Origin of the sequence: [Clostridium] aminophilum (assembly GCF_900101295.1) — a bacterium.
In the GTDB taxonomy this organism is placed as follows: Bacteria; Bacillota; Clostridia; order Lachnospirales; family Lachnospiraceae; genus Clostridium_R; species Clostridium_R aminophilum_A.
On sequence record NZ_FOIL01000069.1, the window covers coordinates 1 to 12,636 of the forward strand.

The 12,636-nt window shown below is 51.6% G+C and carries 9 protein-coding genes and 1 pseudogene; 8 read left to right on the forward strand and 2 right to left on the reverse strand.

Annotation, left to right across the window (positions count from 1 at the left end):
- The 5 genes and pseudogenes from BMW41_RS14795 to BMW41_RS12765 form a co-directional block, all read left to right on the forward strand.
- Positions 1 to 237 (forward strand): annotated as a pseudogene (locus tag BMW41_RS14795) (group II intron reverse transcriptase/maturase); the annotation flags it as partial.
- A gap of 311 nt (positions 238 to 548) precedes the next feature.
- The gene (locus BMW41_RS12750; protein WP_074650497.1) at positions 549 to 1,604 is read left to right on the forward strand and encodes an NAD(P)H-dependent flavin oxidoreductase; all 1,056 of its coding nucleotides are present in this window, start codon (positions 549 to 551) and stop codon (positions 1,602 to 1,604) included.
- 358 nt (positions 1,605 to 1,962) lie between these two features.
- Positions 1,963 to 3,510, forward strand: a complete 1,548-nt coding sequence (locus BMW41_RS12755; RefSeq protein WP_074650499.1) for a hypothetical protein — start codon at positions 1,963 to 1,965, stop codon at positions 3,508 to 3,510.
- 57 nt (positions 3,511 to 3,567) lie between these two features.
- Positions 3,568 to 4,617, forward strand: a complete 1,050-nt coding sequence (locus tag BMW41_RS12760) for a U32 family peptidase (protein WP_242870356.1) — start codon at positions 3,568 to 3,570, stop codon at positions 4,615 to 4,617.
- A 509-nt stretch (positions 4,618 to 5,126) separates the two neighbouring features.
- Positions 5,127 to 6,707, forward strand: coding sequence for a hypothetical protein (locus BMW41_RS12765; protein ID WP_074650500.1), 1,581 nt, complete (start codon positions 5,127 to 5,129; stop codon positions 6,705 to 6,707).
- 3 nt (positions 6,708 to 6,710) lie between these two features.
- On the opposite strand, the gene BMW41_RS14800 is transcribed toward BMW41_RS12765, so the two are convergent.
- A complete protein-coding gene (locus tag BMW41_RS14800; RefSeq protein ID WP_074650502.1) occupies positions 6,711 to 7,844 on the reverse strand; it encodes a PrpR N-terminal domain-containing protein in 1,134 nt (377 codons plus the stop codon).
- Between the two features lie 675 nt (positions 7,845 to 8,519).
- Between BMW41_RS14800 and BMW41_RS12775 the strand changes: the two genes are divergently transcribed.
- The 3 genes from BMW41_RS12775 (at position 8,520) to BMW41_RS12790 (ending at position 11,902) form a co-directional block, all read left to right on the forward strand.
- The gene (locus tag BMW41_RS12775; protein ID WP_074650503.1) at positions 8,520 to 9,764 is read left to right on the forward strand and encodes a cell wall hydrolase; all 1,245 of its coding nucleotides are present in this window, start codon (positions 8,520 to 8,522) and stop codon (positions 9,762 to 9,764) included.
- 351 nt (positions 9,765 to 10,115) lie between these two features.
- A complete protein-coding gene (locus BMW41_RS12785) occupies positions 10,116 to 10,562 on the forward strand; it encodes a MarR family winged helix-turn-helix transcriptional regulator (RefSeq protein ID WP_074650506.1) in 447 nt (148 codons plus the stop codon).
- Positions 10,563 to 10,738: 176 nt separating this feature from the next.
- On the forward strand, positions 10,739 to 11,902 hold the full coding sequence (locus BMW41_RS12790; RefSeq protein ID WP_074650508.1) for a DUF4317 domain-containing protein: 1,164 nt from the start codon (positions 10,739 to 10,741) through the stop codon (positions 11,900 to 11,902).
- Positions 11,903 to 12,179: 277 nt separating this feature from the next.
- On the opposite strand, the gene BMW41_RS12795 is transcribed toward BMW41_RS12790, so the two are convergent.
- Positions 12,180 to 12,636: solute carrier family 23 protein (locus BMW41_RS12795; RefSeq protein ID WP_278280350.1), on the reverse strand; the 457-nt coding region annotated here is incomplete at its 5' end.

Sequence of the window (12,636 nt, forward strand, 5' to 3'; positions counted from 1 at the left end):
CACAGAATACGCATGTGCATATGGAAACAGTGGAAACTTCCCAAGACTAAGAAGAGGAATCTTATTAAACTGGGGATACCCGAATACTATGCACATATCACAGCCAACAGCCGTAGAGGCTATTGGTTTGTGTCTGGTATGGGTGCGGTTAACCGTGCCTTATCAAAAGAAAGACTGATAAACAGTGGCTTTTATGATTTAGCCACAGCCTATCAGTCTGTGCACGTCAACTATTGAAAGCGCCGTATACCGAACGGTACGTACGGTGCTGTGAGAGGACGGGAGCTAATCACTCCCTCCTACTCGATTCATTAGGAAATCTCTTCGAAGCCGAAGGATTTGACAAAGCGGGGCGGAGACAGACCGAAAAATACATGGTATAAAAAACTACATAACGAAATAAAGACAACCACAAAACATTGACACAATAGCCCCAATGAGTATAATACAAAAAGTAGTTAAAATATTTTAAATGATATTCTCAAGGAAATGACGTGATTATGGCGGGAAAAACGTGTTTTAATCGCGTATTTGGAGGCTGAACGAAGATGTTGATTCGCGGTATCAATCTGGAAGTTCCACTGATTCAGGGAGGAATGGGTGTCGGTGTTTCTCTTGGCGGGCTGGCGGGCGCCGTCGCCGGGGAAGGAGCAATGGGCTGTATCAGCACAGCAGATTCCGGCTATCTGGAGCCGGATTTTGACCGCAGCCCGTTTGAGGCAAACATCCGCGGACTGCGGAAGGAGATCCGGAAAGCGAAGGAAATCCGGGGCGATAAGAAGGGACTGATTGCGATCAATGCGATGGTCGCAACGACGCAGTTTGAAGAATCGGTCCGCGCGGCGGTGGAAGAGGGAATTGACGCCGTAATCTCCGGAGCGGGGCTGCCGCTGGAACTGCCGGCATATGTTCCGGAGAACGGACCGCTGATTGCGCCGATCGTATCGTCTGCCCGGGCTGCAAAGGTGATTCTTAAGTCATGGGAGCGTAACTACGGCCGGTATCCGGATTTTGTGGTCGTCGAGGGGTATAAGGCAGGAGGGCATCTGGGCTTTAAAAAAGATGACCTTCTGAACGGAACCTGTGAGGAGAATACGGAGATTGTTCCGGCTGTCCGCGAGGTTCTGGCAGCATATGAAGAGAAAAAGGGCTGTCGGATTCCGGTCTTTTCCGCCGGCGGTGTATGGGATCACGAGGATTTTCTGAGAGAGACCGGGGCCGGTGCAGACGGCGTGCAGGCAGCAACCCGCTTTATCGGGACATACGAATGCGACGCAGATCAGAAATATAAAGATGCCCTGATCCGGAGCGGAAGGGATGATCTCCGGATTATCAAAAGTCCGGTCGGAATGCCGGGAAGAGCAGTGATGTCGCCGCTTCTTGAACTGGTGGAAAAAGACGGAAGAAAACCGCCGGTAAAATGCAGTCGCTGCATCAAGACCTGTGATCCGAAGACGACGCCGTACTGTATCACACAGGCGCTGATTGCGGCCGTAAAGGGAGATTGGGAGAACGGGCTGTTCTTTTCCGGTGACAACGCCGAACGGCTTACACGAATGGAGCATGTGTCGGATGTGATCCGGGATATCGTCTGCGGCGCGTAAGAAAGCTGTCACCTAACGGTGACCAGCGGCGGCGCGCAAAGTCCGCGGGGCTCCCCTCAGGACTGAGGGGATGGGGGAGCAGAAGTCCGCTTGCGGACTTTGTTCCAGAGGAGAGCGGCAGTTTTTTGACAGATCAAGGCGGAGAACCGGTTTCGATCGGTGCGGAAATATGGTATTCTCATGGGTAGAGCACTTGGCGAGGTTTGTTTGAGCTGAGTGAGTACCATGGAAATCCACTTGGCGATGCATATTTCATTTGGCAGCGTTGACGCCTTCGTGAAACAGCGCTGAGGCTGGTATTTACCAGTATAGTGGATTTGCTCAGGCGGCACGGAGCTGCTTCAAAGGAGTGAGAACAATGATTCCGAGCCAGATTTTCTGCTGTCATTTTCAAGATCAGAATAACGGGGAACTGGAAGTCCGGGCGCTGGAAATGAGCCCGGACTATTTTTCGTTTCGTCTGAGCAGAAAGCGGGACGGAGAGATCATGAAAATGCAGCATTTTCCCGCAAAACTGATCTTCTATCGGCAGGAAAAACTCCGGGAAAACCGGTGGAATGAACCGGAGAAACGCAACACGAAAAATCCCCGGGATTCCGGGGATTTTCAGGAGGTTTCTGTTGCAGATTACCGCATCACAAAGACTGCGGAGGAAGAATTCTGGTCGGAATACCGGTTTGAGACATCCGATCCGGCGTACCGGATGGAGGCATCCCGTCTTCTGAAGGAGTACGGAACCTATATCCGGCTGAAGCTTGAGAAAACGGATGAAGAGATGGCGCGGGTGCTTACCGGATATCCGGTGGATGAGACGAAGATTTCGAGGACATTTGCTGAGCAGAAGACAGCGTGGGCGGAAGGAATGGAGAAAAACGGCGGATTCCTGGAAATTCTGGCCTCGCACTGTGAGATCGGGATCGCCCTGAATGAACCGGAACTCTGGGAGGCATATCGGGATTCGGGATCCTGGAACGAATTTGTGGAGTGGTATTGCCGGAATCGGATGCTGGGCGAGGCACCGGAGAAGACTCCGGAGAAGAAATCGGGGAAGAATCCGGAAAAGAATCCGGAGATGAGTCCGGGGAAGAATAGGGTACAGGAGATGCAGAACGGTTTCGGCCATGATTTCTATCATTGGCTGGCGGAACGATGCCGCTATCTCTATGTCGGCAATTCCTTCTGTCCTCATTTATATCCGGATTCCGACACGCTGCAAAAGCTCCGGGAACGGGCGGAACGGGATCGGAAAACCATTGTTTATGTGTTCAGCACGATGAGCGAGCACATGATCCCGACTTACCGGGAACGGCTGGAAGAACTGAAGAGAAAACCGGCTGCGGACCGGCAGGAAATCGTGGTCAATGATGCCGGTATGCTGTCTATGCTTCGGGAAAACGGAGAACCCCGGTTTTTCCACATCACTTACGGTGTTATCCCCATTCGGAGGAGGAAAGACCCCCGAATTATGTGGAAAAAGGAGCCGGAGCGGTGGAAAATTCACAGAACAACAGTGAATGACGGAGCATTTTTGCGGAAAATACAGGATTCCGGAATTGAACGGCTTTCGTTTGAGACCTGCGGTTATGTGCCGGAGCTTCCGCAAAACAGCAGAGAGGAGTCCCCGGGCGGAAACGTTACGGTGTATTTTCCCTATTATCAGATGAATACATCCACTTGGTGCACAACCTACGCGATGTGTCAGAACGGAAAAAGAGGGCGGCAGGAAGACGCGGAGTGCTGCCCCGGATACTGCCGGTGGGAGACTTTTCTCTATCCGGATGATCTTCATATGGTCGGACGGTTCAATTCGCTGTTCGGCTTGGACCGCGAAGCGATGGAAAACGGCGATCGGATTCGGGATTTGGTGAGACAGGGAGCTGATCGGATCGTGCTGAATTTTCTGTGAAGATGGGCCTGACCGCGGTTTCACGGCCTTTTGCGGATAAAAGAAGGAGGCCAGATCATGAGGAAGAACGATAAAACATCCATGAAAATTACCGTCGGTCTCGGATCCATCGATGATTATCCGGATTTTGTCCGTGCCGGCGCGGATGAGATATTCTGCGGATACATTCCGGACTGCTGGATGAAACGGGAAGGTTTTGACAATCCGATGAACCGGCGGGAAGTCCGGTATGTGAATGTTCAGGCAGGTTCCTGGTCTGAGATGGAGATTCTGGCGGATATGCGGGCCGCGCTGGGTGTTCCGGTGACCATCACGATGAATTCGCCTTATTATGATCCGGACGGGTATCCCGTCATTATGGAGACGATGATCCGGTGTGCGGACATCGGATTTGATTCCTTTATCGCAGCGGATCCGGGATTGATCGATTATCTGAACCGGAATCTGTCCCCGGCTGACCGGAAAAAACTTCACTTTCATCTGAGCGGAGAGACGGGGGAAATCAACCGGTATGTGATCGCGGACGCACGGAAAGCAGGCATTTCCAGAATCATTTTTCAGAGAAAATGTTCTCTATCGGATATGGCGACGATGATCCGGACGATGCGGGAGGGAAGAACCTGCGAGATGGCAGCGCGTTCCGATTCTTACGTTCTCCCCGGCAAAGAGAAAGAGAATCGGAAGAGCGCGCCCATGGAATATGAGGCCTTTTTGCTGAATGAAATGTGTGAATTCAGCGGCTGTTACTGCAATACGCTTCACTGCGATGAATTTGCTCCGGCGTGTCGGATTCCATACCGGATGGAGAGCGGGAAAACGATTCCGGATGACTTTCCGGATCCGGATGAGGATGCCGTCGGAGCGGGCGGCTGCGGACTCTGTGCTTTATGGGAGATGCGGGATATCGGAATAAATGTCCTCAAGATTGTTTCCAGAGGAAATTACACGGAGAATACGATCCGCGATATCCGGGCGGTAAAAAGGGTATTGGAGATTCTGGAAGATGCTCCGGACGAGGCGGAGTATATCCGGAGGATGAAGCAGAAACTTTTTCCGGGCGGCTGCGGAGGCGCGTGCTATTACCGACAGAGAAAAAAGAATAAATAATGTTTCACGTGAAACATTTATTGTGCCGCAGGCTGTTTCTTTGAAATTCCTGCGGCACAGCTGTATTTCGGGAAAAGTGTGGCTGCATCCCGGAAAATGTGCACGGTATGAATAAGGAAGATTTGCATTTTCTCGCGGAAATCTTCATGGAAACAGTTCATAAAATAAACACACAATAAACAATATTCGAACACAGATCATCGGTATACTCAGATTCATCAAACAAAACAGCAATCCGGTTCTGCGCAGCAAAACAGCGAGGCGTTCATCTGTGTTAAGCGCACTGACCGCCGAACCGGAAGAGACCACCACAGGGAAATAAGGTCGGGACAAGGACATTCAAGCTGGATGGACAGCCTTTAACCGGCGTCTCAGATAGCAGCCCTGAGGGAAAAGTTTGAAAGTAAACTTTCAAACTTTGATTGACGGCTCAAATAGACAAGCAAGCTTGTCCGCTTGAGCCTGGAGGACAAAAACATGAAAAAGATACAGAAGATGGAGGAAAATCGATGAGGAAAAATGTGTTATTGCTTGTGACTGCAGCGGGACTGGCAGCTGGAAGCGTTACAGCGTGCAGCAATGCAGGGGCATCCGCAGTAACCACGGCTGCAGCGACCACGGCGGCGGAGAAGAAAGAGTATTCCAATGCCGAGGACGGCGGACATACAATTCTGGAAGACGGAACGACGGCGGAATACAATAATATCACGGTCAGCAAGACCGGTGACTCGGAAGGTGATGAAGCCGATTTTTACGGGGAAAATGCGGCAGTTCTCGCACAGAACGGTGCAACCCTGAAAATCACCAACGCCGACATTCATACCGACGGAACACATGCCAATGGTGTATTTTCCTACGGCGAGGGCACAACCGTGGACATCTCGAATTCCACGATCAATACCAGTTCCAACTGTTCCGGCGGTATTATGACAACCGGCGGCGGTACCATGAAGGCATCCAACCTTACGGTAACGACACAGGGACGGTCTTCCGCGGCGATCCGCTCCGACCGCGGCGGCGGTACGGTTACCGTGAACGGAGGAACCTATGAAACCAACGGAATGGGTTCACCGGCCATCTATTCCACGGCGGATATCACGGTAAAAGACGCAAAACTGAAGGCAAACACTTCCCAGGGTGTTGTCGTGGAAGGAAAAAATTCCGTCACTCTGGAGAATGTTGACATGACCTCCAATCACACACAGAAAAACAGCGATAAATCGGATCAGTATCAGGCAGTAATGCTGTATCAGTCAATGTCCGGCGATGCGGATGAAGGTGTTGCTTCCTTCACCATGAGCGGCGGTTCCATTACCAACAAGAACGGCGGTATGTTCTATGTCAACAATACGGTGGCGGAAATCAGCCTCACCGATGTCGCACTCACCTATGCGGCCGATGATTTCCTGAGAGTTGAAAAGGCCGGATGGGGAAATGAAGGATCCAACGGCGGTCAGGTTACGTTTAAAGCGGTGAACCAGAAGATGGAAGGTCTGACGACGGTGGACGACATTTCCACCCTGAATCTGTATCTGAGCGATGGATCCGTCTATAATGGTGCGATCAATACCAACGGAGCGGCCGGCGGCGTCTATGTGGAAATCGACGACGCTTCGACATGGACACTGAGCGCGGATTCCTACATCAGCTCCCTGACCTGTGATGTGGATGCCATCGATCTGAACGGTCATAAGCTCTATATTAACGGCAAAGAGTATACGGAGGGCACAGCGTCGGCAGGAACCGCTGTAGAGGCTTATAAGGGCACTTCTGCCGCTTCTGATAATGGAAATGGAAAAATGGACGGAAAGCCGGGAGAAAAGCCAAATGGAGCCCAGAAGGGCAATAAGAACGGCTCCTCGAAGAAGAGTGACGGACAGACACCGCCCTCCAGACAGGACGGCAATGAAAACGGCTCCTCGAAAAAGGGTGACGGACAGACGCCGCCATCCAGGCCGGATGGCGACAGCAGCGGAGCTGCACCGAAGTTTGACGGACAGACACCGCCCTCCAAACCGGATGGCGCCGGAAAGGGTGACAGAGGACCGGACGGTGCAAAGCCTGCGGCAGAAAGTACGGCAGCGAATTAAACATCAGGTTTCGGATTCGTATTCTTCGATATATTTCCGAAGCGTTGTGCGGCTGATATTCAGCCGCCGGGACGCAGCCGCCTGATTACCCCTTTCTTCTTTCAATACTTCCAGAATAATACGTCGGGTGATGTCGTGGAGAGACCCCTCCAGAGAGATCTCCGGCGTATTTTTTTTGCCCGGTTCCGGAACATATTGTTCCGGAGCAATCGCGCGGATAGAAAAGAGGCTGCAGTCCGGGTAATTGTCGGAGCACAGCAGTTTTCCGGAGATGTGAAATGGCTTTCCGTCAACCATGGTGGTTCGTTTTGCTTCACCGTTTTCCGTGACGAGCGGCGTCATATCCCGGAGAAGATTTTCCATCTCAGGGGTGAAGGATTCAGACCGGTAAATCATGGAACCGGTGTGATCACATACGGCAAGCGGTGAGACTGCGGTATGGATGAGATCAAGGAAAAAACGGTTATAGAGGTGGAGATTTCGGCTGGCTGTGAAAAAGTCCTCTACGAAGTCCAGAAGGCGGTTGACGGTCTCCTCGCCGGTTTCGATCAGAATACTGCGCATTCCCATAAGACGGGCGTAGTTATAACTCATCAGATCACCGAGAACGAGCGTGTATCCGGCATTTCGGATCTCGTTCAGACGCCGCGGAAGGTCTTCCGGGTCGCTGACCGTGAAAATATCCAGTGTTTCGTTGAAATATCCACGCATCAGAGCCGCATAATGGCTGATATTGTGAAAGCCGATGATGCAGCTTTTTTCGTTACGGCCGGAGGCACGGCGGAGCGTCCGGAGTACATCATAGAGCGATACGCCGACATCGAGTATCCGCTGGTTTGGGATCAGAGACTGCAGGACTTCCGCGGTTTTTCCGCGGGAAATGATCACATCATACTGATCGATGGCAATGGTGCGGATCATCTCGCGGATCTGAACAGAATCCGATTCCAACGAGGTCAGGAGCATATTCGGGCGGTCATAGAGCGCGTCATCGAAGACATGTATCAGATTCGCATAAGGTGCGATCAGGAGAATCCGTATGGTGTCCGGTGAAGCGGATTTCGGGAGAATGATCTGTTCCTGAAGCGGATCGTTCCCCTTTCTTTTTTCAGTATTTTTTTCGTTCCGTTCTGACATGAATCGCACCTCCGGTCTCAAATCAGAGGAGAGAAAAGATCCTCTGCAATCATAGATCTATCATACCATTTTTTGGCTTATTTGCGCGAAAAAAACGAGTAGGTTATAATATCAAAACTTATTATAACCTTTCTAAATCAAAATTTATAAATATACATAATTTTTGCATGAACATACACGAACGAAAATGTCGCGTCAAAGAATACCATGTCCCAAAATAGCATGCAAAGAATGCTGTGCGAAAGAATGCTGTGCGAAAGACTCCCGTGCAGTGGACTCCGATGAAGAAGAAATCCGATCTGCTTGCCGTGATCCCGGATTGGTCTGACGGAATGGTTTCGAACGAAATGAATGAATAGTTTGAAAAGTTATTTTTTGTAGTTTTGTCGAAAAAGGGGGGACGAGTGGTGAAAATTGAGGATTTAAGACCGAAAAAACGGTCAAAAAAGGCGAAAATTTGACATTAGTGGGGAATATTGCTATAATTTTCCCAATAAGACGGTCTAAAAAGATGCAGAGGACAGCGAACGGAAGGCGGGGATACGGTTCCGCTGTCCGATGGAAGGAAGTGATTCGCCGAAGCCGCGTCAGTGTGCGGTAGCGGCGAACACGGCAATATCGGAGGGAACTTCGGAAGAGGGGCTCGTTCCGAGGCAGAGACCGGGGAGAACGATAATGAAACGCAGAAAAAGACAGCGTAATAACTGGAAGCAGGCAGCTGTCCTTGCGGCCGTGTGTTTCTTCATGATTGGAGGAATTACACTGACGCTGGGAGCGGTCCATGCGGCCAGACGCAGGAAGGCTGAAGCAATAGAGGCATCGGAAGCGGCGAATCGCCGTGCCGAGCTTCAGCAGCGTCTTGCGGAGATGGAGACGTCGCCGGAGAATCTGATTTCCATTGATTCCGATTCGATCCCGACGGAGACATCGCTTACGGCTCAGAATGAACAGGAACTGACGGAATTGCAGAAGTCATGGCTGAACTACATTATGCCGCGGGCGGAAGAGTACATCAATGTCCGCAAGGACCGGAACACCGACAGCGAGATTGTCGGAAAGATCTTCAACGGCGACCGGGCGGAAGTTCTTGAGAAGGGCGACGAGTGGTCACTGGTAGCTTCCGGAAACGTAAAGGGGTATGTCAAGAATGAATACTGCCGTTTCGGACTGGATGCGCTGGAATGGGCGAAGAAGAACTGTGATGCAATCTTCCGAGTCGAGGGAGAAGGCCTTCGGATCCGCGCGGAGGAATCGGAAGATTCCGTGATCATCGGGGTGGTGACCGAAGGAGATACGCTGACCATCGATTCCACCGTAGAGCAGGTGAAGGAAGGCTGGCGGGCAGTTTATTACAATGATCAGACCGGTTACGTCAAGGCGGATTACGGTGAACTCGCATACCGTACCGGCAAGGGCGTAACGATCGAGGAGGAAGAAGCCGCGATCCGTGCACAGAAAGAGGCGGAGGAAGCGGCCTCGAGGGCGGCGGAAGAAGCACGAAAAGCCGCAGAGGCTGCTGCGAAGGAAAAGCAGCGGAAGGCGGAAGAAGAGGAAAAACGGAGAAAAGCGGAGGAACTGGCAAAGTCCAAGGACACGAAGCTTCTGGCCTCCATTATCCAGTGTGAAGCCGGCGGAGAATCCTATGAGGGCAAAGTCGCGGTGGGCGCGGTCATCATGAACCGCGTGAAGAGCAAGAGTTTTCCGAACAGTATCTCCGGCGTTGTATATCAGGGCGGTCAGTTTACGCCGGTAGCGACCGGCCGTCTGGCCAATGTTCTCGAAAACGGTCCGACGGCATCGTGCCGGAAGGCTGCGCTGGAGGCGCTTCAGGGAAGAGATAACACCGGCGGCGCACTGTATTTCGGAACAAAAGCACATAGTCCGGCCAAAGCCACAATCGGCGGCCACACCTTCTATTAAAATAGAAAAGGAATGAAGAAACGAAAATAGAATCGACACGACAGTGCGATTAAAGAGAGTTTACAAACAGAATGCGGATTCATCCCGGAGAGCAGACGCTTCTCCGGGATGTTTTTATTTCATGGGAAATTTCTCCGAAATTCCATATGAAACAAACGCTCCGCGAGGATGGGGGAGCCCCGCGGACTTTGTTCTGGGGGAGGAGATTTCTGCGAAATTCCGTTCCAGCTCAATCTTGGTCTTTGCGCTCTGTAAAAAGACAGACGGGTTCATTCGAGTTGCAAAGAGATCGCTGAGATGATAAAATAGCTCTACTAATTTTACACAATCAAATTGCACGGAGGTATTCATATGAGTGATCGGTATGCGGCGCTGAAACTGGAAAATCAGCTCTGCTTTCCGCTTTATGCATGCGCAAAGGAGATCACAAGACAGTATAAACCGTTTCTCGGCAACATTGACCTGACCTATACGCAGTACATTGCAATGATGGTTCTTTGGGAGAATCAGTCCATCGGTATGAAGGAACTGGGAGAAACGCTGTTTCTGGATTCGGGAACGCTCACGCCGGTTCTGAAGAAACTGGAGGCAAAGGGCTTCATCACGAGAAGAAGGCTTGCGGGCGACGAACGGGAAGTACAGGTTACGCTGACGGAGGAAGGAAAGGCGCTGCAGGAAAAGGCGCTGGATGTTCCGGAAGAGATGCGCACCTGCGTTAAGCTGGATCCGGAAGAAGTGAAGACGCTGTATCGTCTTCTGTATAAGCTGCTGGAGGGAATGGAAAACGCAGGTCGGTGACGGCGGGCGTGAGAAATCCGGACAAAACGGAATGAATATTTATGCATTTCGCCCCGGGCTCAACCATTTCCGTGCCGGAGCCGCGCTGCGCACGCATCGGCGATAGCGGATGACCCAGAGGATGGCGTGAGACGAAAGGTGCAGGGAAGGACCGCCGGGCGAACAAGGAGTATGACATGGATAAAAAAGCGGTTGCGGAGATCAAGAAACTCATCCGCAGGACGAACTGCCGCCTCGATCAGATGAGAGGCTGCTACGTCAATGAGAACAAAGAAAAAGTATTTGAGCTGAAGGAAATGTTCCTGGCGCTGGAAGATAAGGAGATGGACCGGTACTGCGAGATTCTCCGCAAGACCCTTTCCGGCCGTCTCGGAAAAAACCTCTTTAATACGGAATTTCCGCTGGAAGAAGAGGCGGCAGGCGGAAAGCAGGCGGTTCTGATGGCGCTGCGGGACAGCTGCCTGAAAGATGACGATCTGGTGGAGGATTTCTATCAGAAGGTGATTGAGACCTATGACTATCCGGGAAAATATTTGATTCTTCTGGTACATGGAATGTATGATATTCCGGCCAAGACCTCCGACGGTCTGGCGCTGGATGAGGCTTCGGAGTATGTATACAGCTTTCTTGTCTGCTGCATGTGTCCGGTGGAGCTCCTGAACGAGGGCCTCTGCTATGACGGCAGTATTCAGAAGTTCCTCTCCCGGAGCAGTGATTACGGCGTGAAGAAGCCGACGGTCGGATTCCTCTTCCCGTCCTTCAACGATCGTCAGCCGGATATTCACGAGCTTCTATATTATGCAGCCAAGGGGGATGCCCGGCACGAGGAACTGGCGGCGTCTCTTCTCGGCTGTGAACTGGATCTTGCCGAGAAAGAGCAGCAGGATACGTTCCATCGCGTGATTGAGGAAGGCCTCGGCCGCGGCTGTGATTTCGAGATGGTCAAGAATATTACCGATGCCGTGAACGAGCTGGTTGAAGCGGCCAAGGACGATCCGTCGCCGGTTCAGGTGGACAAGGGAGACATGGTCCGCATTCTTGAGGACAACGGGGTGGACGAGGACACGATCAATCAGTTTAAGGCAGTCTACGATGAAAATGTCTCCGACAGTGATATTCTCATGGCGGAAAATGTGGTCGATACCTCCAAGATCGAGGTGAAGTCCGCGGTGATGAAGGTTTCAGTGAAGAATGAGGCAACCGGCCTTCTGCAGACCAAGATTATCGACGGCGTGGAATATCTTCTGGTTCCGTTGAATGATGATGTGGAAGTGAACGGAATCCGCATCAAGAGAACACAGGAAACGCCGGAGAGCGTGATCAATACAAAGGGCGAATGATAAAACAAAAGCCGTACCGGGCAGGAGTGCTGCCACGGTACGGCTTTTTGTTATTTCATAGGAAATTTCTCCGAAATTCCCTATAAAATAACAAAAACGCTCCGCGAGGATGCGCACGCCGCTGTAAGGAAGCTGTCACCTAACGGTGACCAGCGGCGGCGCGCAAAGTCCGCGGGGCTCCCATCAAGATTGAAGGGATGGGGGAGCCGAAGTCCGCTTGCGGACTTTGTTCAATCAGGAAACTTTACCGGATTCCCGATGATTCTGTTGTGCTGGATTATTTCTTTCCTTTTTTGCTGAGGGACTTGCCCTGCGCCATTTCCAGATCAACGCCGGTTTTGTTCGGCTCATTGTTCTCGAAGCGGTAATCCTTACCCGGAAGGATTGCGTTCAGAAGGATACCGATGAGAGAACCGGTTGCGAGACCGGAGAAGGTGAGTGTGATCTCACCGGTCGGGAAGCTGAGAGCGCCGGCGGAAGAGAAGTTGATTCCGATGGAGAGAACCATGATCATCGCTGCGATGATGACATTTCGGGTCTGAGAGAAATCAACTTTGGTCTCGACAACATTTCGGATTCCGACTGCGGAGATCATTCCGTAGAGAACCAGGGAGATGCCGCCGACGATGGAGCTCGGCATGATCTCGATGACTGCCGCGAACTTCGGGCAGAAGGAAAGCAGGATGGCGATACATGCTGCCAGACGGATTACCATCGGGTCGTAAACCTTGGTC

Coding starts and splice junctions, on each gene's coding strand:
- BMW41_RS12750 (WP_074650497.1), top strand. CDS start 549: ATGTTGATTCGCGGTATCAATCTGGAAGTTCCACTGATTCAGGGAGGA.
- BMW41_RS12755 (WP_074650499.1), top strand. CDS start 1,963: ATGATTCCGAGCCAGATTTTCTGCTGTCATTTTCAAGATCAGAATAAC.
- BMW41_RS12760 (WP_242870356.1), top strand. CDS start 3,568: ATGAGGAAGAACGATAAAACATCCATGAAAATTACCGTCGGTCTCGGA.
- BMW41_RS12765 (WP_074650500.1), top strand. CDS start 5,127: ATGAGGAAAAATGTGTTATTGCTTGTGACTGCAGCGGGACTGGCAGCT.
- BMW41_RS14800 (WP_074650502.1), bottom strand. CDS start 7,844: ATGTCAGAACGGAACGAAAAAAATACTGAAAAAAGAAAGGGGAACGAT.
- BMW41_RS12775 (WP_074650503.1), top strand. CDS start 8,520: ATGAAACGCAGAAAAAGACAGCGTAATAACTGGAAGCAGGCAGCTGTC.
- BMW41_RS12785 (WP_074650506.1), top strand. CDS start 10,116: ATGAGTGATCGGTATGCGGCGCTGAAACTGGAAAATCAGCTCTGCTTT.
- BMW41_RS12790 (WP_074650508.1), top strand. CDS start 10,739: ATGGATAAAAAAGCGGTTGCGGAGATCAAGAAACTCATCCGCAGGACG.